This window comes from Akkermansiaceae bacterium, assembly GCA_019634595.1.
Classification (GTDB): Bacteria; Verrucomicrobiota; Verrucomicrobiia; order Verrucomicrobiales; family Akkermansiaceae; genus Luteolibacter.
Map to the genome: position 1 here is coordinate 90,458 of JAHCBC010000007.1, position 22,188 is coordinate 112,645.

Here is a 22,188-nt window from a genome sequence, read left to right on the forward strand (position 1 = left end):
GGTCAGCGGGATTCAAGAGACACTTCGGATGTTTTCGGAAGTCCGCGGGCTTCCGCAGCGGCCAGTTTTTTCTGCCGCTCGATGAACATCACCACCGCTCCGAAGATCATCATGACCGTCACCACGCAGTAGAAGCCCCAGATGGATCCCTTTCCGGCGGTGAAGCCGTAGTTGTGGAGGCCCACCCCGAGGAAATTCACGTGCCACCAGGAGAAGACGACCACGCAGGCGGTGAACAGGGAGGCAAGGTGGAGGCCCCATTCCTTGATGTAGCCGCCGAGGCGGGCATGGAGGATGGCCAGCGTCCAGAGCACGATCATGAGCGCGCCATTCTCCTTCGGGTCCCATCCCCAGAAGCGGCCCCAGGAGTAGTTCGCCCAGATGCCGCCGAGGACGGTGCCCACCAGCGAGAGGAACAGGGTGAGGCAGATCATGCCATAGACCGCCCGGGTGAGGGAGCGGCGCATGTCCTTTTCCCCGTTGTCCAGTCCCAGACCCCGCATGAGGATATAGGCGGACGAAAGGACCGCGGCGGCGAGACCACCACAGTAGCCCAGCGCGATGGTGATGACGTGGGTGGCGAGCCAGAACTTCGAGTCCAGCACGGCCACCAGCGGATCCATGTGATCCTTCCCTTCCCCGAGTTCATAGCGGCGGGAAAGGATGATGAGCAGGACCCCCGCGATGGGCGCGAGGCCGAGGGCGAAGCGCCGCTTCGTCATCAGCTCGGTGATCAGGCAGAGGAACACCACCACGGCACAGATGAAGATGATGGTGTCGTAAAGGTTGCCAACCGGCGGCCGGCGCATGATGAGGCACCGCTCGACGATGGCGATGGTGCAGAGCACGGCACCCGTGGTCGTCAGCAGAGCGGTGATGCCGCCGAAGATCCTGCCCGCGGTGCTGCGGCCGGTCGCCCACATCACGAGCGCGCAGACCATCCCCACGACGAAGCACACCATGGTCCAGTAGAACCAGTCCGCGCGGTAGTAGTGGGCTTCCAGGCCGATGCGCTTGTATTGCCCGCGCTCCTCGGCCCGTTTCACGAAGCGGTCATGGACGGCGGACAGCTCCGTGCGGAAAGCCTTGTCGTCGTCAGGCTCCACGGCGCGGACGAGTTTTTCGATGGCCTTGATGTCCTCGATGGCCGTCTTGGAATCCCCCGCTTCCTGCTGCATCACGGTCCAGATCAGGTTTCCGGCGGTGTTCCACTTGGTTTCCGACCTTTCGGACGGAGGCACCATGAAGAGTCCGAATTTCGAGAAATTCGCCAGGTCCACCACCTGCTGGAGCAGGTTCTGCATCTGCGGGTTCATCGGCAGGCCGGCCTGCTGGTCTTCCGCGAGCTTCCGCTTGATGACGGGAGCGGTGAGCATGATGTCGCTGATGTCGGCGCGGCGGTCCGGATTCCCATCCGTGCCCGTGCCAGCCAGCGTCACTCCGGAGCGAGCAAAGCTCATGTAGCCGAGGATCGCCTCATAGTTCCGGATGTTGTAGGCGAGCGTGATGGTCTGTTTCTGGACCGGGTCCCGCTTGCTGTCGGCGATCTTCTCGTAGGAAAGCGCCAGCTCGATGATCTTCTCCCGGCCTTCCTCGATGTCCGCGTAGCTGTAGCGGTCACGCTTGCCGCGGATCTTGATGCCCGCGTTCGAGAGGATCTCGGAGTTGTCGATGCCGAAGGTGGGCAGATCGACCGCCAGCTTCGGGCGGAAAATCGAATCCATCATCCACTCGGTCGGGGAAATGGTGATCTTCTTCCCGCTCTTGCCCTTGATCTCCATGGAGCGCGCCTGGTGGAGCGACATCATGGTGAACCCGGCCTGGGAGGACAGCGGCTTGATCCGTCCGCCTTCCTGGACCGGCAGGGTCTCGAACAGCCTGACGGTTTCGTCGCTCCATGGCACGTAGGCCGGGAGTTCACGGACCTCGCCCTTCGGGCGGTTGTCCTTGGCGACCTGGAGGAGCACCAGTATGACCGCGCCGAAAGCGAGTCCGGCGGCGATCCAGCGGCCTGTGGTGGGTTTTTTCTCAGACATTGCGTTTCTTGGATGTGGTTCCGATGATGAAGCCGTAGAGCTTCATGATGAAGTGCACCAACAGGCCGAAGGTGACGATGTAGAGGCTGTATTCCGGCCATTTGTCCGCCGGGTTTTTGACGATCTCGAAGACGGAGAACAGATTGTCCCCGGGGCCGGCGCCTTCAGGGCCGTAGCTGGCCTGGAAGAAGGTGAGGCCCTCATAGCGCATCGGCTCGTTCATTTCGATGCGGATCTTGGCTTCCGCGCCGTTCTCGATGCGGGTGATGTCGCTGATGAACTTCGCCGGGCGGGTGGTGCCGGGGTGGAAGTCCGCGGTGAACTTGTCCAGCTTCACCTGGAATGGCATCGGCCACAGGCGCTTGCGCATGTCGATGGTGAAGACACGGTCGTCCACGCGGACGGTGTAGGGATACAGGCTGGCACCGGTGAGGATGAAGATGGGGGACTTTTCACCATTCTTGTAAAGCAGCCTCGCGTGGCAGCCCGCGGTTTTCCGCTCTTCTTCGACCGCCTTGCCCCCGACCTGCTCCTCCTGTTGTTCGAGGAAGTAGCCGTCGAAAAGCTGCTCGCCATTCCGCGGCGCGCGCTCGGTGGCGGCGATCGGCACGGCATAGCCGTAGTAGGCGGTGATCTCCAGGTCAAAGGGCATGTCCGGCAGGCGGAAGATGCGGCGTCTCTCACCCTCCAGTTGCTTGAGATACTGGTTGCCGATGACGCGGATGTTCTCCGGCTTGTCGTTCTTGATCTCCGCCGCTTCGACCACCCACTCGAAGTAATCCTGGGCGACGTCGCTCACCCTTCCTTCATGGATGGCCATGTTGCCACGCTTGGAGAAATGGTCGGTCACCCCACCACCGATGAGCATGAAGATGATGCCGAAGTGGGAAATGAGCACCCCGGCCTGCTTCCAGCCCTTGCGGATGCGGACGATGCCCCCGAGCAGCAGGTTGAGCGTAAGCAGCGCGCAGACGTAGTAGCCGCCGGGAAGCGGGATGGTCAGCGGGTTGCCGTTCACGCGCGGGTACCAGGTGTTCTCCGGGGAGACCGCGTCTGGCAGGACGTAGAGCGCGCGGTAGTCGAAGTATTTCCGCAGCGTGGGATAGAGGCCGTTATGGATCTGCTCCAGGGTGGCCAGCCAGGTCAGGACACCCAGCAGGACGAGGAGGAAAGTGGCCAGCCCGAGGCCGGAAAGGAAGTTGAAGACACGCATCCCGGGGTTACCGGATTTCCGGACGGGCGGGAGCGATTCGGAGGATTCCATCATGGGTTGGCGGGAAAGTTGGATACGGTGCGGAATGCGGGGATCATTCAGCGCCTGTGAGGCGGAGTGAGGAGACGAGTTGCTTCAGTTGCGGTTGGGCGTTGGCGACCTCATCCTTCGGGCCGACCATTTTCACGGTCAGGATCTTGCCGTTGACGGAAACGACCACGCCGGAGAGCGCGGAGTCGGACTGGGCGGCCGCGCCCATGGCACCGGTGTAAGTGCCTTCCGCGGTGACCCACACGCCATGGCCACCGGCCGCGTCCGCATGTTCCAGCGCATCCAGCCCGGCTTGGTCCACGTGCTCCTTGCCGAACTCACCCAGCCAGCGGTTCACGTTGTCCAGCACGCTGCCGCCGACGATGGAAACCCAGGCCTCCCCCTTTCCGCTGTCGCCGAACCGGTAGTTGAGCGCGCGGAACTGGTTGGCCGGCGCGGTGCGCCATCCTTCCGGAAGATCCGCCTGCACGGGACTGGGCTTCGCGTCACGGAAGCGTTCGTCGCTGGTGGCGAAAAGCTTCAGTTTCTCGTCCGCGGTGGTGATGCGGCGTGTCTCGGTGACCGTCAGATCCTCGAATACCTCCGGCTTCTTGTCGCAGCCGGACAGGAACAACAGACCGGCGGACAGGCAGATCGGGACGTTTCTCATGCCTGCGGGGTTAGTCTCGCGGGCAAGTCCATGCAAGAGGAATCCGGCAGGAAGCATCCGCCTGATCGTGGGATGACATTTTTGAAAGTTATTGGAATAAAACAACGATGCCCCCCCTTGTCTTTCCGGCGGCTGTCAGCGGATTTTCCAGATCTTCACATCGTCGATCCAGACGGTGCGGGGGATCAGCAGGAGCCGACTCAGAAAGGTTCTCATGGCGGATGTACCCGGACGCCGGGATGCGGAAATTTCAAGGTCGCCCCCATGAAGGGCAATCACAAAGCCGGATTTTCAGCGCGCGGCCCGGCGGATCTCCTCGTTGCTCAGGCTGCGGTTGATCATGGCGAATTCATCGATCCGGCCGTTGAAACTCCGGCTCTCGACGTACTTGACCCGTTCACCGGGAGGAGCGTCGAAGTTCCCGAGATTCGCAAGCCCGAGCCGGACCGGAGTGGGGCGGTTGATTGGGCCGGAGGCGATCTGCTCACCGTTGACGAAATGCCTCATCATTTTCCCATCGCCATCAATGACGGTGGCGATGTGCATCCAGCGACCGAGATCCCTCCGTGTCACCACCACGGGACTTTCAAGACGCTCCCAGGAGCTGTATTTCAGATCCTTCGAAGCACGCATTCCAATGATAATCCGACCGGATTGCCCCAGCTTCCAGTGGATCTCCCCGACTTCCTCCGGACTCATCGTGAGAAGCGAACTGTGTTCAAGAAGAATGCTGTCCACGCGCACCCAGGCCATCAGCGTGAGGGAGGGCATACTCCCGGAAATCCGGAAGCGGACGCGGTCACTGGTCTTGGTGAAGCCGATGGCACTCTTTCCCGGCCAGCGCCCCGAGAGGGCTTCGCAACCGACCACCGTTCCGAAACTTCCCGTGTCCGCCATGGCCGCCCGGTTGGGAAGAATGGAACTCCCTGGCTCGCGGTTCTCGAAATCGAAATAAACGAGGAGGCCCGGTGTCGAACGGAACGAATCCGACGCCTCCCTCCATGTCTTCCATTGTGCTTCGCTTTCGAGCACTTCCTCCTTGTAAAGCGCGGCGGGATCCATGAACGAACCACGGTCCGCCCGAAGGCTGACCACGGTCCCCTCCCGGATCGCCAGTGCGCTCCCCTGCCGTAGCTCGCGGATGGCGGAGGCGGGCACCTTCCCCTGGAGTTCCACCTCCCCCTTGAAGACGTGAACCTCGCAGTCCCCCGGTTTTTCGACATTCATGCCGAACTCGGTCCCCCTGTCCACCACACGGAGATCCGCAGCAACGACGGTGAAGCCTTCCGCAGGTGGCGGTACATTCGCGATCAGCTTGCCCTTATCAAGCCTCATCAGAAATGGAGAGATCAGCTCGAGCGAGGCAGGCCCCTCCACAATCACGGTGGCTCCGCTGTAGAAGTCCAGGCGGAGATTCCCCTTGCGGAAGTGCAGCCACCCCTTTGGCAGGGGGCTTCCAGCCAGGAGGCGCGGGGTGCCGTCGCTCCATTCCACTCCCGTGGTCGGGCCCAGCATCGCCACATCCGCATGCGGGGAGCCTCTCCGCGGTTGTCCGGAAATCCGAGGTTCGCCGGGCATCCTCTCCGGTTTCCTATCCCCTGCCATCTCCGACGCCCTCTCAGGGGGATTTCCAGAGCGATGGAAAACCGGCCATGCCAGAAGCAGGCAGGCGGCGATACCCGCCCCCGCACACAGGAGTTTCAGAAGCCGCCGCGGTTTCGGAGGCACCGGCACGACGTCTGCCGGCAGGGGTTCCAGCGACATCTCCCTCAACGCCCATTCGCGCGTGAGGCCATGCCAGTCGGCATGGTCGAGAAAGATCTCCCTTGCTCTCGATGAGCCGAGCAACATCGCTTCGAACTCCCTTTTCTCGTCCGGCTTCAGCCTTTGGTCGAAATAGGATTCAATGAGGTGGTTCAATCTCGCTTCGTCGAACATCGGTGATCAAGGGGTGTTGGTGGACATTTTCCGGATCACACATTCTCTCAGGAAAGTGCGCGCACGTGAAAGGGTGACATTCACGGATTGAACGGTGCATCCCATGAGATTCGAGATTTCAGGGGGCAGATGGTCGTTCTGGTAGCGGAGGATGATCGAACGCCGGGCCTGCGGCGCAAGCTCCGAAAGGCAGTCGGCCAGCAGGCACAGCCGTTCGTCGGTCTGGTGTGGGAAATCCCGCTGCTCCGCCCCCAAGGCCTCGAGGACATCTTCCGAAAGTGTTTCGAACCTTCCGCCGATCGATGTCCGGATCATCTCCAACGATTTGAACCGGGCGATCACCTTCACCCATGCCGGAAAACTCGACCCCAAGGTGAAGGTGCGCGCCTTCCTCGTGATCACCAGAAACACCTCCTGCATCACGTCATCCGTAAGGGAGAAATCCGGGATCATCGAGAGGATATAACTCCGGATCGCGGGCTGGTGCTGCAGGAACAATCGCTGCACCGCCTCCGTGTGGGCTGCGTCGTGGACTTCGGAATTCTCGGACATTTTGCAAAGGCTCCTATCAAGGATGATTCCAGAAGCCGCGGAACTTAGCATACCAGGGTCATTTTTATCCGAATCATCAAAAATTTTCTCCATCCATGCTAAGTGGGGACGGGTCGCAACTCATTTTATCATAACGCATGGGAACAATCCATGTCGTCAAAAAGCCAAACCCAATGAAAAGCATCCCATCCTTGGCCATCGCGGTCCTGGGCCTGGCCGGCGGACTGTCATCCGCCGCAAACCTCATGCTCGATTTCGGGCCGACCGCGGTCGGCTCCGACTACCAGACCCTGAGCCCGGGACACAATTCCGGCACGGTACCCACCGGCCAGGTGACATGGAACCAGATCAGTTCGATGATTCCACCCTCCCTTTTCTACGGAGACGGAACCGCGACATCCGGGATAACCCTGACGATGGGGCAGGAAAGCACCCCCGGCAACAATTCGGTCGATTTTTCCACCGCCATCACCAATCTGGCTCTGGCTGGCAGCGGAGGAGGTACCGCCGGAAGGCAGAACCTGCTCACCACCGGCTCGATTTATGGAAACAACTCCAGCAGCACCGCGGTTTCGCGGGATGGATTCTTCGGTGGAGGCTCCGGCTCCGTCGGTTCCGCGGTCGGCCTCCGCTTGGACGGACTCGCATCCGGCCGGTATCTGATCTACGTGATGGCGAGGAACACCAACTCCAATGCCAACCCCGGCGCGGCGATGAACGTCTATGCCAATACCGGGGAGAGTTCCGAAACCTTCGATTTCAGCTCCCTGTCCGCATTCAGCCAGAGCAATATCACTTATGCGACTTCGGGCTACACCGACCAATACACCCATTTCGTGAATGGGGGGAACTACGTGGTGATCGACATCATGATCGCGGACAACGACTCCCTCTTCCTTGCAGTCGATGGCACGGGTTCCGAGAACCGCGGCTTCCTGAACATGGTGCAGATCGTCCAGATTCCGGAACCGGCGTCCGCATTCCTGGGGGCGGCGGGATTCCTCCTCTTCTTCCGTCGCAGGAGGTGAGGACCCCGTGGATCTCCTGCCCGATGTCACCGGGCAATCCGCGATGAGTCCCTCTTGCCCTTGTCCGCTTCCCGGTCTAGAAGCGCGCCGTGGAATCCATCCATTATCACAACCGCGAAACCGGAACCCTCGATACGGAGAAAGTCTATGGCGAATCCTTCCTGCGCTGGGCGTATGGAAATCCGCTGGGACCGGTGGCGTTGAACGCCTTCATCAAGAAGCCGTTCTTCTCCGCTTGGTATGGGAAGCGGATGAGCACTCCGGAGTCGAAGTCCCGCATCGCGCCGTTCATCGCGGAATATGGGCTGGACCCTGCGGATTTCGCGGAGTCTCCGGACGCCTACGGCAGTTTCAACGAGTTCTTTTACCGCAAGCTGAAGCCGGAAGCCCGCCCGATCGACCGGGACGCGAACAGCGTGGTCTTTCCCGCGGACGGCAGGCACCTGGGTTTCCAGAAAGCGTCCGCCATCGAGGGTGTGTTCGTGAAGGGCCAGAAATTCGACCTTTCCGCCCTGCTGGGTGACGCGGAACTGGCGGCGAAGTATGCGGACGGCGCGCTGGTGCTGTCCCGCCTGTGCCCGGTGGACTACCACCGGTTCCATTTCCCCGCCGCGGGCATCCCGTCGGAAACGGTGGTGCTCAACGGCCCGCTGTTCTCCGTCTCCCCCATCGCCCTGCGGAAAAACCTGGGCTACCTGTGGGAGAACAAGCGCACGGTCACACGGCTGGAGACGCCGAACCTGGGGACCGTGCTCTGCATGGAGATCGGTGCGACCTGCGTGGGCACCATCGGCCAGACCTTCGATCCGGGCAGTCCGGTGGACAAGGGCGCGGAGAAGGGCTACTTCGCATTCGGCGGATCCTCGACGATCACCATTTTCGAGCCGGGTGCCGTGTTGCTGGAGAACGACCTGCGGCACCACTCCGCGAAACAGGTGGAACTCTACGCGAAGATCGGCACCCGCATGGGCTACGCGTCTTGACCTTCGGCCGGAAAGGCGCAGCTTTCATCCGTCCCGCCGCTCATGCCCACCCACCTGAAAACGCTCGAAACCCATGCCCGGAAGGCTCTCGAACCGGCGCTGAACGGACAACTGTCCCCCGCGGAGCGGATCTCCCTCTACAAGCGTTTCCTGAAGATCGAGCAACACCGGATCTACCTCCGCCACCGCGCCGGAGCGGGCGGGCTGGAGATCGCCCGCGCCCGGGCCGGGCTGATCGACACGGTGGTCGGTTCCATTTTCCAGGCCGCGCTGAACAACCGCGGTGGCAGCGAACTACCGATGGCGGTGGTGGCGATCGGTGGCTATGGCCGTGGCACTCTCAACCCACGCTCGGACGTGGATATCCTTTTCCTCCTTCCCCGGGCCTCATCGAAGCTGCCGAAGGCCCAGCAGGAACTGCTTCAGGAAGTGCTGTATCTCCTGTGGGATGTCGGCTTCAAGGTGGGGCACGCGTGCCGCTCGATTGTCGAATGCATCCAGGAAGCGGCGAACGACCAGCTCAACAAGACGGCGCTGATCGATGCCCGGTTGGTGGCCGGGGATGCCGCGCTTTTCGCCGACTTCGAGAAGCGGTTCGCCACGGATTGCCTGGACAAGAAGAAGGACGAATTCTTCGAACTCCGGCGGCAAGACCTGCGCAGCCGCCACAAGAAATACTCCTACACCGTCTTCCTCCAGGAGCCGAATGTGAAGGAAAGCTGCGGTGGCCTGCGCGACTACCAGAACATCCTGTGGGTGTCCCGGGTGAAACGCGGAACGTCGGACCCGCAGTCGCTGGTGGACGACCGCCTGCTCACCGCGACCGCCTACAAGGAGATCGAGGAAGCCTACGATTTCCTCCACCGCGTGCGCAACGAACTGCACTACCACACCCGCAAGGGCACGGACCAGCTCACGCTGCAGCTCCAAGGTGTGGTGGCCACCTCTTTCCGCTATCCCCAGCGCGGCATCCTGCGCCGGACGGAGGAGTTCATGCGGGACTACTACCGCCACACGCGAAACATCTACCAGCACACCACCTCGCTGATGGAGATCTTCGAGATCGAGCAGGAGCGGAAAGCGGACACCCGCCTCACCTCATTCCTGACCTTCCGGAAAAAGAACCGCGAGGAGTTCGACGGGTTCGTGGCCCGCGACGGCCGGATCTACCCGGAGAACAATGACATTTTCAAAGACGACCCGAACCGGCTGATGCGGCTGTTCCAGCACCTTCAGGTGCGCGGCCTGCGCCTCAGCCCGCCGATGCGCAAGCTGGTGAAGGCCCACTGGGAGGACATCGACCGGCCCTTCCGCTACTCGAAGGCGAACCGCCAGACCTTCCAGGCGATCCTGGAGCGCAAGGGCGACGTGGCGCGCGCGCTGCGGCGCATGCACCGGGTGGGCGTGCTGGGCCGCTACCTGCCGGAGTTCGGCGCGCTGGACTGCCTGGTGCAGCACGAGTTCTTCCACCGCTACACGGCGGATGAGCACACGCTCCGCTGCATCGAGGAACTGGACAAACTGGTCGGTGAAACGAATCCGTCCCGCGCGATCTACAGCCGCCTTTTCCACCAGATCGAGGACGCCTACGGTCTTTACCTGGCGGTGATCCTGCATGACACGGGCCGCGCGGAGAACGTGCGGGAACACATCGACGGCTCCGCCATGCTGGCGGCCCGGCTCTGCAACCGCCTCCAGATCCACGGCGAGCGCCGCTCCCTCATCATGTATCTGGTGGACAACCACCTCACCTTCTGGCGCACCGCCACCACCAGGAACCTGGAGGATCCGGAGGTGATCGCGGAATTCGCCTCCATCGTCAAAACGCAGTCGCGGCTGGACGCGCTGTTCCTTTTCACCTTCGCGGACTCGAATGGCACATCGCCGGATTCCTGGAACAGTTGGAAGGAATCCCTGATGCTCCAGCTCTACAAGTCCACGACGAATTTCCTGAAGAACGGCCGGGAGCAGTATTCCCGCCAGCTCGACGAGGACCGGACCGCCCTGCGCGACGAGGTGATCTCGATCATGCGGGAGGACTACCACCCGGATGTGCAGCGGCATTTCGAGCGGATGCCCGCCGCCGCCTTCACCTTCCGCCAGCCGCAGCACATCGTCACCCAGGTGCGCACCATCCGGCATTTCCTCCAGCGCGAAGAGGACTCCGGGGACCCGAACTCGACGTGCATCAAGTGGATCGACCACCCGGACGGCGGCTACACGGAGATCGTGCTGGCCACGTGGGACAAGCCGTTGCTGCTGGAGAAAGTCTGCTGCGCCCTGGCCGCGGAGCAGATCAACATCCTTTCCGCGGACTTCTTCACCCGCACCGACGGCATCGTGGTGAACATCTTCCGCATCAACACCACCAACTTCGAACCGGTGTCCGATGCCGGGCTGCGGAGGCGTTTCCTCGAAACCTTCGAGAAAATCCTGCGCTCGGAAAAACACGAGCCGGAACTCTACCTGCGGCGCAGGGCGAATTTCCTGAAGCCTCGACCGGAACAGGATCTGCCCATCCCCGTCCGGGCCCACGTGACCAACGACGTCCACCCCACCTGTACGACGGTGGAGATCCAGGCGCTCGACCGCATCGGCCTGCTGCACGACCTCTTCCACACCATCAACCGCCACGGCCTCAACACTGCCCATGCCCGCATCTGCACGGAGAAAGGCGTGGCGATGGACACCCTCTACATCACCACCCAGAACGGTGAAAAGGTGAACGATCCGGCCTTGCTGGACCATCTCCGTGAGGACTTCACCAAGCTGGTGGCACGCGGCGAGAATGACTGATGTCCGGCGGTTCCGCAGAGATCATTTAAGTAATCTTAAGAAAAATGCGAAATCACGGAAGATTCTGCTTGGCATCCGCCGACAAATGATCCAATTTCCGCGCCCGCCCGCTACCGGGCAACCCGAAACTTCTTCCATCATGGCCGTAGCTCTCCGTCTCAACCGCAAGGGAACCAAAGACCGCCCTTATTATAAAATCGTCGCTGTGGACAGCCGCAAGCGCCGCGATGGCCGTTATATCGAGCAAGTCGGCACCTACGACCCGCTTCTTGAAGGCGTGAACTACACCATCGACCTGGAGAAGGCTGACAAGTGGCTCGGCGTCGGCGCGAAGCCGTCCGAAACCGTCAACAGCATCATCCGCAAGGCCCGCACCGCCTCCAAGGCGTGATTGGGCGCTGGCATCCGCCGGCATATCCATCTTACATCAACCGCGTTCCTGAAAGGGACCGCGGTTTTTTCTTTTCGTGACCCCGCATGTCCGGAAGCCAGCCACTCCTCCGCTTTGACCGGTTCATGGATCGTGCCCTGCATGATCCGGAGACGGGATACTATGCCCGGCGGATCACCGGCGTGGGCCGCGGCGGGGACTTCACCACCGCCCCCACCCTTTCCAAGGTGACGGGAAAGGCGGTCGCAGCCTGGGCGGCGGCGGCGATGAAAGCATGCGGCACCTTCCATTTGATCGAGATCGGCCCGGGTGAAGGAAAGCTGGCGGCCGCGGTGCTGGAGCATCTGCCGTGGTTCACCCGCCTGCGGACAAAGCTGCATCTGGTCGAGACGTCCCGTCCCCTGGAAGAGATCCAGCGGAAGCTGCTGGGCAACCGTGCCACCTGGCACCGGACACCCGCGGAGGCCCTGCGCGCCTGTGGCGGAAAGGCGGTCATTTTCTCCAACGAACTGGTGGACGCCTTTCCCGTCCGTTGCTTCCAGAAAACCGAAAGCGGCTGGAAGGAACTGGCGGTGCGGCTGGGATCACCCGTGGAGGAAGTCCTGCTGGAGGTGGATGACTTGCCCATTTCCTCATCCTTCGCCGTGGGGCACCCTCCCAGCCAGCGGATCGAGGTCCATGAATCCTACCACCAATGGCTGGCGGAATGGCTGCCGCTGTGGAAGGCGGGGCGGATGCTCACCATCGACTACGGCGCGGAAGCGGCGGATCTATACCACCGTCGGCCAAAGGGATCTTTACGGGCCTATCTGATGCAGCAACGGCTTGAGGGCCTGGCGATTTACGGAAATCCCGGCAGGCAGGACCTCACGGCGGATGTGAACTTCACCGACCTGCGTGACCGGGGGCGGGAATGGTCCACGGAAAGCACCCTCCGGACTTTCGGGGAGTTCCTAGGGCCGTTCCTCGATTCCGGAAACCCGGCGGACGCCTATCTGGCGGACTCCAGCGGCCCGGGCGGAGCGTTCCTCGTGCTGGATCAGGGGAGGTAAGGAGATCGTAAGGAGGGAGGACACTCTTGTCCTCCGGCGGCATTGGTGAACAAGGAGGAGAAGTTTTCAGTTTTCAGGAAGAGAGCAATGCGGTGCAGAATTCCGCCAATTTGGAATCCCTTTTTCTCTCCGCGCTCCTTCGCGGCTTTTGCGACTTTGCGGTAGATCTTTCATGATTCGCCAATGCCGCCGGAGGACAGGAGTGTCCTCCCTCCTCACCGCCTTGGCCCGCGGCCACCCCAGCGGCCTCCGCCTTCCAACATGCGCTGCTTCATGTTGTCCGGGATGGATGCCGAGCTTTGGATGTAGTTCTTCGCCGCGGTTTCGTCCTCGCGCATCCAGCGCATGGCGGCCATGCCGACGGTGCGGTTGCGGTCGCCTTCATCCGTGATGGTTTCGGCGAGGGAGATGAGCACGGATGGCTCACTCTTGCGGTCAAACTGGATCAGCTCCTGGATCCCCCGGTCGCGGACCGGTCCCTGGGCGAGGCCCTGCACGTGGCTGAGCGCGGCGGCATTGTCAGTCGCGGCGAGGTTCTGGATCACCGGGCCGATGGAGCGTTCCTGCTGTTCCGGGGTGAGCGTGGCGAGTTGCTTGAGCGCGGCGGTGGAGTTCTGTTTCGAGAGGTTCTCCAGCACGTTGCGGAGCGCGCGATTCTTGTCGTCGCCGTCCGGCATGGCCTGGGCCTTTGTCCAGGCGAGGTCCGGACTGGTCTGGGAAAGCCCCTCCAGCGCGGAAGCCATGGCACGGCCCTGTTCATCCGCCGGCAGGGAGCGGACCCAGATTTCCGCCTCACCGAAGTTCTTCGCGCCGTAGCTGCGGGCGATGGATGAGTAGGCATCCCCCCGCTCCGCGGGATCCATGGAGCCGGCCATTTCGGCGGCTTTCTTTGGATCGTTCATGGCAACCTCGCGGATGACGGAGGTCATGGCGCGGTTCTTGTCCGCACCGGGAAGGGAGCTGGCCCAGGCGAGCGCGGCCTGGGGATCCTGCTTCGCCCACTCCGCGGCGATCATGGAGGCGCCGTTGCCACCTCCCGGACCGGGGCCGCCCATCATGGCGAACTCACGCGGGTTCTCGTTGTAATATTTCGCCGCATTCTCCGGGTCCACGCTGGCCCAGCTCTGGAGGATGGTGGGCCGGACAAAACCGGCGGCAAAGCCCATGGTGTTCGCGTGCGCCATGGCAGCGGTGGGATCCACCTCCGCCCAGCGGCCGAAAAGGAGGAAGGAAGCCATGATCCGCTCGCTCATCGGCATGCCCTCCAGCTTTTTCGCCTCCTCCGCCAGTTGCTCGGGGGTAAGGCCGGAGTAGAAATCGAGGAGATTCTTGATGCGGGCGGAGTGACCGGGGGTGTTGATCGCATCCTCCAGATTCTTCGGGCGGGCGGCTCCACGACTGCTTTCATCGGCGGAATCGATGACGCGGCTTGAACCGCGGGCACGCTGGCCGGCTTCGGAGGTGGCAGCACCCGCGCTGTCCGGGGAGCTGGAACCCTTGCCGGTGATGAAGCCACCGGCCGCTCCCAGTGCGAGGGCGGCGGCGGGGAGAATCCATGGGTTTTTCATAGTGGTTTTGGTGATCCTTCCAGTGAAACCGGCGGCCTTCAACAAAGTTGCGGAAAAAATTCACCCTACGTGATGCCGGGTGACGGATCCGCTTGAAATCCCCTCCGGATAGTACTAAATGGTTCCCGTCAATCCCCCCTGACAATCAATGATGGAAAGCTTCCAGAAGCCCCACCACGTGCTTTTCGTGTGCATGGGCAATATATGCCGTTCCCCCGCCGCAGAGATCATTTTCCGGAAACTCGCATCCGACTCAGGTCGCGCCGGTGAATTCGAGATCGATTCCGCGGGAACGATCAGCCATCACCACGGCTCCCCTCCGGATGAGCGGATGGCCGCCACCCTGCAACGCCGCGGCTACACCGTCACCGGACGCGCGCGGCGTATCAGCGCCCGCGACCTGGAAAAGTTCGACCTGATCCTGACGATGGATGAGGACAACCTGGCGGCGGTGCAGCGCCTGGACCTGAACAACACGCATCACCACAAGATCCGCCCGTTCGTCGAATTCTGCAGCCACGGGATGGATCTCCGGGTGCCGGATCCCTACTACGGCGGCCAGCGTGGCTTCGACCACGTGATGAGCCTGCTGGAGGATGGCTGCCAGGGCATCCTGGAGCATTTCGCTCCCGTCAAAATGGCGGGTTGAGATTGCCCGTGGCGGAGCGGCGGGGTACACCTGCCGCAGATGTCGCACCAAGGAAGAATCCGCCCTCTGCTCGCCACGGCCCGCATCGCCAACGTGCCGAGCGTGATCAGCAACGTGTGGGCGGGCATCGCCATCGGCTCGCTCGTCCAGCGCTGGGAGCACGGCGGCCAGCCGGTGTGGCTGCATGCGGTCTTCCTCATGCTCGCGGGTGTGTGCCTCTACATCGGGGGGAATTTCCTCAACGATTGGCATGACCGGGAATGGGACTCGAAGAACCGCCCGGAGCGCGCGCTGCCCAACGGGCTGTTCTCCCCCGCCACCTACCTGCTGACCGCATTTCTGTCTGGAGTCACGGGCCTGGTGCTGGCGTTGCTGGTGAGCTGGAAATGCGCGGTGGTGGCCGCGTTGATCATCCTCTTCATCGTCATCTACACCGTCTGGCACAAGAAGGCCGCGTGGGCGGTGGTGCCGATGGGGCTGTGCCGCGCGCTGCTGCCGGTCATGGGCTTCGTCGGGTTCGCGGTGGTCGTCCGCTTCCGGCTGGCACCGGAGTTCGGCCTGCCGTCGCCGTCCATGTTCATCACGTATCACGCGCTGGCGCTGCTCATCTACATCGCGGGGCTTTCCCTGGGGGCGAGGCATGAGTCGTCACCTCATCCATCGGCGGCGGCATTGGCGGCATCAAAGGCGGCGCTCGTTTTCTCCGGGCTGCTCGCGGCGGCGTTGTGGGTTTCCCTCAGTGTGAAGGCCGGGATCATCGGTTTCCTTCCCTTCGCCGTCTGGATGGTGGTCTGCCTGACGAAATACCGCCGCCCCATCCCCGTGCATGTCTCCGCGCTGCTCGCAGGCATCCCCCTCATCGACTGGGTCGCGCTGCTGGCCTACTGCCTGCTGCTGCCGCCCCTGTCCTACCCGCCCGCGATCCAGCCCTACGTGGTCGCCTGCCTCATCATCCCGCCTCTGGCATTCATCACCGGCAGGCTGCTGCAACGACTCGCCCCCGCGACCTGATTTCCACCATGACCATCACCGAGAAACAGAACGAACTCCTCGAGGAACTGGGTTTTTTCCAGGACTGGACCGAACGCTACGAATACGTGATCGGCCTCGGGAAAAAGCTCGCACCGATGCCGGAGGAGGCGAAGGACGCGGAGCACCTCATCAAAGGCTGCCAGTCCCAGGTGTGGCTGGACGCTCACATGGACGGCGGAAAGGTGCGCTACCTGGCGGACTCCGACTCGCTCATCACGAAGGGGATGATCGCGCTGTTCGTGCGGGTTCTCGACAATGAGACGCCGGATGCCATCCTGACCGCCGACATGTCCTTCATCGACCGCACCGGCCTGAAGGAGCACCTCGCGCCGACCCGTGCGAACGCGCTCAACCTGATGGCCACGCAGATGAAGCAACGCGCGCTCCAACTTTCCACCGGATCCTGAACCGTGGCCTCCGGCAGCCCCATCCGCCTCCTGCTTTCCTCTCCGCTTTCGTTCGGCCCGGGAAAGGCGGAGCTGCTGGAACACCTCTCCCGCACCGGCAGCCTCCAGGCCGCCGCGGCGGCGATGGACATGTCCTACATGAAGGCATGGAGGATGGTGAAGGGGCTGAACACCATGTTCAGCGCACCGCTGGTCACCATGCAGCGCGGAGGAAAGGACCAGGGCGGCGCGGAACTCACCGCCACCGGCCACGAGGTGCTGGCACTCTACCATGAGGCGGTGGCAACGGCGGAGGCGGCCCTGGAACCGGTGCTGTCCCGCATGAACGTGCTTCTTGCCCCCCATGATCCGGATTCACCCGGATCGAGCGGTTAGGCCGCCGTTATATTTTGAAAAGTATATCGGAATCTGATTGGCTGCGCGCCGATGAAATTCCGCCACCTGCCCTTCTTTCTTTCCGAGTCCCCCCTCCCGTCCCACCTCACGGGAAGCCTCGCTCTCGCCACGGTCGGCTTCCTGACCGTCCTGCCATGCCCGGCGCAGGCACGGGAAGAAGCAACCGGTCCACAGACCCAGGCAAAGGAAGAGGAGAAGCCGGTGCGGAAGGAATCCACCGCCGGGGATGCCGCGGATCCCTTCGAACTCGGCCAGCTCACCGTCTATGGCAAAAGGGATGGCGGTGGCATGAGCGGCCGGGCCTTGTCCCAGGCCGTGGTCACTTCGGAAGACATCCGCATCCAGAACCGCAATACACTGGACGACGCGCTGCGGACCACTCCCGGCGTGGCATCCTCGAATACCGGAGGGGCCAGGAACGAGCGCATGATCTACGTGCGGGGCTTCGACCGCTTGCAGGTGCCTCTTTCCATTGATGGCGTGCGCATCTACCTGCCCGCGGACAACCGCCTGGACTACGGTCGTTTCCTGACGCCGGATCTCGCGGAAATCCAGATCCACAAGGGCCACGCTTCGGTGCTGGATGGACCCGGCGGCATGGGCGGGGCGATCAATCTCGTCACCCGCAAGCCCACCAGGGAGTTCGAGGGCGAGCTGCGTTCAAGCACCGAGTTCGGAAACACGGGCGACCTGGCGACCTACACTCTTTTCGGCTCCGCCGGCACCAGGCAGGACCTTTTCTACCTGCAGGCCAGCGCCTCGCTGCGCGACAGCGACGGATATTACCTCTCACGCGACTACGATCCGGAGAACGTCGGGGCGGGTGGTCCCGTGCAGGGGAAGGGCCAGCGGGATTTCAGCGGGGTGAAGGACTGGCGCGTGAACATCAAGGCTGGGCTGACCCCCAACGCCACCGATGAATACGCGGTCAGTTACACCTACCAGGAGGGGGAGAAGTTCGCGCCCTATCATGTCAGGCAACCGGTCCGCGGCATCACGCCCGGGCCGCTGCCCGCCGGAACCGCCTACCAGCAGGACTGGACATGGCCGGAGTGGAACATCTCCAGCGCCTCCTTCAACTCCCACACACAGATCGGCGGGGACTCCTACGTGAAGACCAGGATCCACTACAACACGTTCGAGAACCTGCTTTCCACGTTCGACAGTTCGGCTTTGGGCACGCAGGCGACCAACCGCGCTTTCGACAGTTACTACGATGACTTCGCCTACGGCTTCAGCGTCGAAGGCGGCACGGAGCTGATCCCCATGAACACGCTCAAGGCCGCCGTCCACTACCGGCGTGACGCCCACCGGCGCTGGCAGCACAACTCGCCGGACCTCACCCCGGCGAACATCTCCCCCTTCCAACGGAGGACGGAGGACACCTGGTCGGTCGCCATCGAGGACACGTTCCACGCCACCGGCACCCTGGATCTCGTCGCGGGTGCCAGCTATGATTGGTACGAAACCCAGGAGGCGGAATTTTTCAACGCGGGTGTGTTTGGTGAATATCCGCTATTCGACAATGACGCTTTCAACTGGCAGATGGCGGCGATCTGGCGCCCGGCCGATGGCACCGAACTCTATGCCGGCGTCTCCAACCGCACGCGCTTCCCGAACCTGTTCGAGCGTTACAGCACCCGTTTCGGTGACGCGCTCCCCAATCCCGGCCTAAAACCGGAACGTGCGGTCAACTACCAGATCGGCGGCAGCCATGAGCTTTTCGACGGCGCGGTGCGGATCGGAGGCGCTGTATTCTACAGCGACATCAAGGACGCCATCCAACCGATCGCTGTCGGCGGCACCTTGGTGCAGAACCAGAACGTCGGACAAGGGGAGACCTATGGTTTCGAGATCTCCGGCGAGTGGGATGTCATGCCTGCATTGACGCTGGGCGGCAACTACACCTACCTCCACCGGAGCCTCGATGACCCCCAGCGCCCGGATCTCAAGCCGGTGGGGACTCCGGAGCAACTGGCCTACCTCTACGCCCACTGGCGTCCGCTCCAGCGGCTCACCATCACGCCCGGCATCGAGCTGTCGGACTCTCGCTGGTCGTCGAACCGGTTCGAGGATGTGTTCACCAGCGTGTCCGGTTTCACCCTCTTCAATCTCAATGTGGAATATGAGTTCAACAACCGGACTTCCGTCTCCGTGGGGATCCGCAATCTCTTCGACAAGAATTACGAACTGGCGGACGGTTATCCCGAGCCGGGACGGACCTTCCATCTGAGCACCAGACTCACATTCTGACCATCTCCATCCACCCGCGCCATGAGTGCCAGAATCTTCCTGCCCGTCTTTTTTTCGCTCGCTTCCATCCTCTTCGCGGAACCGGTCTTCCGCATCCACGACGGGAAGGAATGGAAGGACTTCGATTCGACCACATGGGAAAAACTCCCGCGGGCGGAGATCAAGTCGATGGCGCGGGACAAGACGGAGCGCACCTATTCCGGCGTGCCGCTGGCGGAGATCCTGAAAACCATTCCGGTCCCGGCGGGCGCAACGCTGCGCGGACCGGAACTGGAGCGGGTAGTGGTCATCACCGCCGCGGATGGCTACAAGGTGTCCTTCTCACTGGCGGAGCTTGATGCGAGCTTCCGCAAGCAGAACGTCATCATGGCGGACAGCGTGGATGGGAAACCTCTCAGCGAATTTGAAGGCAAACGGATGCTCGTCTGCGGGGATGAGCTGCGCCACTCCCGCTGGATCCGCCAGGTTACAGGCGTGGTGGTCACCAAGCCGGTGATGCCGGAGTGAGGTTGCGAGGCAGGGATGCCATTCCATGGCGTCCGGCGGGGGACGGTGCCGTAGACCCTACGATACCAGTTTCCCATGGATGGCATCTGTGAGCCAAGGAACTGCCGGGGCATTGGAGCATGTCCCCCACCTGACCGCATGGAATGCGGTCCCTGCCATCTGACCGAATGGAATGGGAGCGCGACGGACATAGCGGCTTTGCCGCCATGCGGTCCCTTCCTTTAGAAAAAACAGCGCGGCCTCAGCGCGCGCCGGCTTTCTTCAGCTCCGCGATCGCCTCATCCAGCCGCTTGCGGGTGGCGACGAGGGAGGAGTTCAGCTCCGTGATCCTCGCGTTGCGCTCGGTGACGGCCTGGTCGAGGGCGGTGAGGTGGGCGGCGGCGAACGAAAGGCCGGTGTGCTGGTGGTGGGCCAGTTCCTTGCCGGACTCGATCTCCTTCTTCATCATCTCTTCCCCGGCTTTCAGGGATTCGATGGAGCCTTTCAGGTTATCGATGTCCACCTGCATCTGGACCACCCGTTGTTCGACCAGGACTTTTTCGTTCTGTGTGTTCCGCTCGCTCAGGCGGGCGGTACGCAGGGCCTTGTCGAGCTTCTGCCCGTCGTGCCACTGGATGAAGATGAAGCCAACGAGGAACAGACAGCCGATGGCGTTGAGTATGGGAAGGACCTTCAAAATCAGTTCGGTTTCTGCGTTTCGAAACTCACCTTGGTGATGCCGGCGGATTTGACCGCATCCAGCACCGCCATCACCTGCTTGTGCTTCGCCTCTTCATCCGCGCCGATCATGACGGCGGTATCTTCGTTCGGCGGCAGGGCCTTGAGCCGGTCGGTGATCTCCGTTGCGGTGACGACGGCGGTATCCCAGGAGATGACTCCGTTCGCATCGATGGCGATATGGATCGGCGGAGCCTTCACCTCCGACTGTGAATTGCTCACCGTCGGCAGCTTGAGCGGCACCCGGTTGAGCTGGGTCATGCTGATGCTCACCATCATGAAGCTGGCGAGCAGGAAGAACATGATGTCGATCAGCGGGACGACCTCGATCCGGGCCTCCTCCTCGTCACCGGCGGCACCTCCTTGGAGTTTGACAGGCATCGCGGCGGTCAGCGGGTGAGGTGGAGCTTGGTGGAGAATTCCTCGATGTCATGGCCGTGCGCCTTGGCGGAAGCGGCCAGCAGCTCGGTGTGGTTGATCCACCGTTCGAATTCCCCGCGAAGCGCGGAAACCCGCTTGCGGAAATAGTTGTAGGGCAGCAGGCAGGAGATGGCGATGCAGATGCCCGCCGCGGTGGCGATGAGTGCTTCCGCGATACCGCCGGTCACCTTGGAAACTGCCAGTTGGTCTTCCCCCAGCGAGGCGAACGATCCCATCAGGCCGACGACGGTGCCGAACAGGCCGAGGAGGGGTGCCAGCGTGATGATCGTGCCCAGCACCCACATGCGGGCCTCGGACTTTTCGATCCAGTGGGTCGCGTCGAGCTGCATGGCGGCGAGCAGCGAGGTATGGGCATGGGAGATGCCGTCACCGAGATTCTTTACGAACGGGTCGCTGCTCTTGTTGCTCAGTTCCCAGGCACCGCCGAAGTTCCCGGTCCCCAAGGCCTCACGGGCCTTCACCTGGTCCCTGCTGCGGACGTTCTTCTTGAAACCAAGCCACCAGATGGTGCGCTCGATCAAAACACAAAGGGCGAGAAACGAGGTGGCGACGATGGGGTACATGACCCAGCCCCCCTCGTGGAACATCTCCAGAACAACATTGGCGGTATACATGAACTATCTGAGCGTGAAACGGACGGGAAGGGTGCAGGTGCCACGGCGGCCGGGAACTTTCCAGCGGCGGATGGTGGACAGGATCGACTGGTCGTGGAGCGATGGGTGTGAGGCGCTGACAATCGAACAACTCAGCACTTCACCGCCGTCACCGAAGGTGATGGAAACCCTGACCGTACCCTCGATCCCCTGCTTCCGGGCGGCCGCAGGATAGGTGGGACGGGGAGTCCTGCCACCGGAAATGCGGCCGCTGCCGTGCTCTCCGGCTCCGGAGCCGCTGTTGTTGGCGTTTCCGCTGCCACTGCCGGTGCCGGATTCCGTGCGGCGGGCGACCGGGCGGTTGGACCCGGGACGGCTGGTCTCGGTCTTTTTCACCACCGGCTTGCGGGCCACCGGCTCCTTTTTCTTCTCAATGGCAAAGGTGTTCTCGGAAGGCTTGGGCTGGGGCTTCTCCTCAGGCAGTTCCGGCACTTCCGGAAGCGGTTCCACTTCGGCGATCTCCGGCACTTCGGGAACTTCCGGAATCACTTCCTCGATCTCCGGAGTGAAGGCCTCCTGGGCGAAATTATCCTCAAGGTTGTTCTCCTCCGCCACCTCGCTGGTGGTCGCGGATCCGCCCGCCATCATGTCCACCTCCATGAACTCGCCATCCGTCATGACAATGTCAGGCATTTCAACCGTTTTCAGTTCCGGCAGAATCTGGGGTTTTCCCGGAACCATGATGCCCACCGTGCTGGCACCCGTCACTCCCAGCCAAGCTGCGAAGGTGCCGATGCTGGCTGCATACAGAAGTGGATTCATCGTTGTGGCGGCGATCAAAGGTCTCGTTTCTTATTGAGAACAAGTCTCAGTTACCCGACCGATTAAATGAGCGCCCTCCCCCCCTGTCAACGTGTTTTTGTCCGATACGGGACC

The 22,188-nt window shown here is 62.3% G+C and carries 21 protein-coding genes; 11 read left to right on the forward strand and 10 right to left on the reverse strand.

Annotated elements, in window-relative coordinates; genetic code table 11:
• Nucleotides 1-2 precede the first annotated feature (2 nt).
• The 5 genes from ccsA to KF712_20870 form a co-directional block, all read right to left on the reverse strand.
• Complete coding sequence (gene ccsA, locus KF712_20850) at nucleotides 3-2,036, reverse strand: cytochrome c biogenesis protein CcsA (GenBank protein MBX3743447.1); 2,034 nt, start codon at nucleotides 2,034-2,036, stop codon at nucleotides 3-5.
• The gene (locus tag KF712_20855; GenBank protein ID MBX3743448.1) at nucleotides 2,029-3,303 is read right to left on the reverse strand and encodes a cytochrome c biogenesis protein ResB; all 1,275 of its coding nucleotides are present in this window, start codon (nucleotides 3,301-3,303) and stop codon (nucleotides 2,029-2,031) included. The genes ccsA and KF712_20855 overlap by 8 nt, the downstream gene beginning before the upstream one ends.
• 40 nt (nucleotides 3,304-3,343) lie before the next feature.
• Nucleotides 3,344-3,949, reverse strand: a complete 606-nt coding sequence (locus tag KF712_20860) for a hypothetical protein (GenBank protein MBX3743449.1) — start codon at nucleotides 3,947-3,949, stop codon at nucleotides 3,344-3,346.
• Nucleotides 3,950-4,240: 291 nt separating this feature from the next.
• Nucleotides 4,241-5,887, reverse strand: a complete 1,647-nt coding sequence (locus KF712_20865; GenBank protein MBX3743450.1) for a FecR domain-containing protein — start codon at nucleotides 5,885-5,887, stop codon at nucleotides 4,241-4,243.
• 6 nt (nucleotides 5,888-5,893) lie between these two features.
• Nucleotides 5,894-6,439, reverse strand: coding sequence for a sigma-70 family RNA polymerase sigma factor (locus tag KF712_20870; GenBank protein ID MBX3743451.1), 546 nt, complete (start codon nucleotides 6,437-6,439; stop codon nucleotides 5,894-5,896).
• Between the two features lie 173 nt (nucleotides 6,440-6,612).
• Between KF712_20870 and KF712_20875 the strand changes: the two genes are divergently transcribed.
• The 5 genes from KF712_20875 to KF712_20895 all read left to right on the forward strand — a co-directional run bounded on the left by KF712_20875 (nucleotide 6,613) and on the right by KF712_20895 (nucleotide 12,689).
• A complete protein-coding gene (locus KF712_20875) occupies nucleotides 6,613-7,467 on the forward strand; it encodes a hypothetical protein (GenBank protein ID MBX3743452.1) in 855 nt (284 codons plus the stop codon).
• Between the two features lie 89 nt (nucleotides 7,468-7,556).
• Nucleotides 7,557-8,450, forward strand: a complete 894-nt coding sequence (locus tag KF712_20880) for a phosphatidylserine decarboxylase (protein ID MBX3743453.1) — start codon at nucleotides 7,557-7,559, stop codon at nucleotides 8,448-8,450.
• 42 nt (nucleotides 8,451-8,492) lie between these two features.
• Nucleotides 8,493-11,246 carry a [protein-PII] uridylyltransferase gene (gene glnD / locus KF712_20885; GenBank protein ID MBX3743454.1) on the forward strand — a complete coding sequence of 918 codons (2,754 nt, stop codon included), beginning with the start codon at nucleotides 8,493-8,495 and terminating at the stop codon, nucleotides 11,244-11,246.
• A 139-nt stretch (nucleotides 11,247-11,385) separates the two neighbouring features.
• Nucleotides 11,386-11,637: a 30S ribosomal protein S16 gene (gene rpsP, locus KF712_20890; protein MBX3743455.1), complete on the forward strand. Its 252-nt coding sequence runs from the start codon at nucleotides 11,386-11,388 to the stop codon at nucleotides 11,635-11,637.
• 86 nt (nucleotides 11,638-11,723) lie between these two features.
• Nucleotides 11,724-12,689: an SAM-dependent methyltransferase gene (locus KF712_20895; GenBank protein ID MBX3743456.1), complete on the forward strand. Its 966-nt coding sequence runs from the start codon at nucleotides 11,724-11,726 to the stop codon at nucleotides 12,687-12,689.
• A gap of 215 nt (nucleotides 12,690-12,904) precedes the next feature.
• On the opposite strand, the gene KF712_20900 is transcribed toward KF712_20895, so the two are convergent.
• Nucleotides 12,905-14,257, reverse strand: a complete 1,353-nt coding sequence (locus KF712_20900) for a hypothetical protein (GenBank protein MBX3743457.1) — start codon at nucleotides 14,255-14,257, stop codon at nucleotides 12,905-12,907.
• Nucleotides 14,258-14,408: 151 nt separating this feature from the next.
• On the opposite strand from KF712_20900, the gene KF712_20905 reads away from it, so the two are divergent.
• From KF712_20905 to KF712_20930, 6 genes are read left to right on the forward strand one after another with little or no spacing between them, the layout of a single operon-like run.
• Nucleotides 14,409-14,906: a low molecular weight phosphotyrosine protein phosphatase gene (locus KF712_20905; GenBank protein ID MBX3743458.1), complete on the forward strand. Its 498-nt coding sequence runs from the start codon at nucleotides 14,409-14,411 to the stop codon at nucleotides 14,904-14,906.
• A 39-nt stretch (nucleotides 14,907-14,945) separates the two neighbouring features.
• Nucleotides 14,946-15,917, forward strand: a complete 972-nt coding sequence (locus KF712_20910; GenBank protein MBX3743459.1) for a UbiA family prenyltransferase — start codon at nucleotides 14,946-14,948, stop codon at nucleotides 15,915-15,917.
• Between the two features lie 8 nt (nucleotides 15,918-15,925).
• Nucleotides 15,926-16,345, forward strand: a complete 420-nt coding sequence (locus KF712_20915; GenBank protein MBX3743460.1) for a SufE family protein — start codon at nucleotides 15,926-15,928, stop codon at nucleotides 16,343-16,345.
• Between the two features lie 3 nt (nucleotides 16,346-16,348).
• Nucleotides 16,349-16,720 (forward strand): LysR family transcriptional regulator, encoded by a 372-nt coding sequence (locus tag KF712_20920; protein MBX3743461.1) that lies wholly within the window; start codon nucleotides 16,349-16,351, stop codon nucleotides 16,718-16,720.
• Nucleotides 16,721-16,771: 51 nt separating this feature from the next.
• The gene (locus KF712_20925; GenBank protein MBX3743462.1) at nucleotides 16,772-18,994 is read left to right on the forward strand and encodes a TonB-dependent receptor; all 2,223 of its coding nucleotides are present in this window, start codon (nucleotides 16,772-16,774) and stop codon (nucleotides 18,992-18,994) included.
• A gap of 21 nt (nucleotides 18,995-19,015) precedes the next feature.
• A complete protein-coding gene (locus KF712_20930) occupies nucleotides 19,016-19,501 on the forward strand; it encodes a hypothetical protein (protein MBX3743463.1) in 486 nt (161 codons plus the stop codon).
• 241 nt (nucleotides 19,502-19,742) lie between these two features.
• Here the strand turns inward: KF712_20930 and KF712_20935 are convergent, their stop codons facing one another.
• The 4 genes from KF712_20935 to KF712_20950 are packed head-to-tail and all read right to left on the reverse strand — an operon-like array spanning nucleotide 19,743 to nucleotide 22,074.
• Nucleotides 19,743-20,177, reverse strand: coding sequence for a hypothetical protein (locus KF712_20935; GenBank protein ID MBX3743464.1), 435 nt, complete (start codon nucleotides 20,175-20,177; stop codon nucleotides 19,743-19,745).
• Nucleotides 20,178-20,179: 2 nt separating this feature from the next.
• Complete coding sequence (locus tag KF712_20940) at nucleotides 20,180-20,599, reverse strand: biopolymer transporter ExbD (protein MBX3743465.1); 420 nt, start codon at nucleotides 20,597-20,599, stop codon at nucleotides 20,180-20,182.
• Between the two features lie 8 nt (nucleotides 20,600-20,607).
• Complete coding sequence (locus KF712_20945) at nucleotides 20,608-21,273, reverse strand: MotA/TolQ/ExbB proton channel family protein (GenBank protein ID MBX3743466.1); 666 nt, start codon at nucleotides 21,271-21,273, stop codon at nucleotides 20,608-20,610.
• A 3-nt stretch (nucleotides 21,274-21,276) separates the two neighbouring features.
• Nucleotides 21,277-22,074: an energy transducer TonB gene (locus KF712_20950; protein MBX3743467.1), complete on the reverse strand. Its 798-nt coding sequence runs from the start codon at nucleotides 22,072-22,074 to the stop codon at nucleotides 21,277-21,279.
• Nucleotides 22,075-22,188: the final 114 nt, after the last annotated feature.

Coding starts and splice junctions, on each gene's coding strand:
- ccsA (MBX3743447.1), bottom strand. CDS start 2,036: ATGTCTGAGAAAAAACCCACCACAGGCCGCTGGATCGCCGCCGGACTC.
- KF712_20855 (MBX3743448.1), bottom strand. CDS start 3,303: ATGATGGAATCCTCCGAATCGCTCCCGCCCGTCCGGAAATCCGGTAAC.
- KF712_20860 (MBX3743449.1), bottom strand. CDS start 3,949: ATGAGAAACGTCCCGATCTGCCTGTCCGCCGGTCTGTTGTTCCTGTCC.
- KF712_20865 (MBX3743450.1), bottom strand. CDS start 5,887: ATGTTCGACGAAGCGAGATTGAACCACCTCATTGAATCCTATTTCGAC.
- KF712_20870 (MBX3743451.1), bottom strand. CDS start 6,439: ATGTCCGAGAATTCCGAAGTCCACGACGCAGCCCACACGGAGGCGGTG.
- KF712_20875 (MBX3743452.1), top strand. CDS start 6,613: ATGAAAAGCATCCCATCCTTGGCCATCGCGGTCCTGGGCCTGGCCGGC.
- glnD (MBX3743454.1), top strand. CDS start 8,493: ATGCCCACCCACCTGAAAACGCTCGAAACCCATGCCCGGAAGGCTCTC.
- rpsP (MBX3743455.1), top strand. CDS start 11,386: ATGGCCGTAGCTCTCCGTCTCAACCGCAAGGGAACCAAAGACCGCCCT.
- KF712_20895 (MBX3743456.1), top strand. CDS start 11,724: ATGTCCGGAAGCCAGCCACTCCTCCGCTTTGACCGGTTCATGGATCGT.
- KF712_20900 (MBX3743457.1), bottom strand. CDS start 14,257: ATGAAAAACCCATGGATTCTCCCCGCCGCCGCCCTCGCACTGGGAGCG.
- KF712_20905 (MBX3743458.1), top strand. CDS start 14,409: ATGGAAAGCTTCCAGAAGCCCCACCACGTGCTTTTCGTGTGCATGGGC.
- KF712_20910 (MBX3743459.1), top strand. CDS start 14,946: ATGTCGCACCAAGGAAGAATCCGCCCTCTGCTCGCCACGGCCCGCATC.
- KF712_20915 (MBX3743460.1), top strand. CDS start 15,926: ATGACCATCACCGAGAAACAGAACGAACTCCTCGAGGAACTGGGTTTT.
- KF712_20925 (MBX3743462.1), top strand. CDS start 16,772: ATGAAATTCCGCCACCTGCCCTTCTTTCTTTCCGAGTCCCCCCTCCCG.
- KF712_20930 (MBX3743463.1), top strand. CDS start 19,016: ATGAGTGCCAGAATCTTCCTGCCCGTCTTTTTTTCGCTCGCTTCCATC.
- KF712_20940 (MBX3743465.1), bottom strand. CDS start 20,599: ATGCCTGTCAAACTCCAAGGAGGTGCCGCCGGTGACGAGGAGGAGGCC.
- KF712_20945 (MBX3743466.1), bottom strand. CDS start 21,273: ATGTATACCGCCAATGTTGTTCTGGAGATGTTCCACGAGGGGGGCTGG.
- KF712_20950 (MBX3743467.1), bottom strand. CDS start 22,074: ATGAATCCACTTCTGTATGCAGCCAGCATCGGCACCTTCGCAGCTTGG.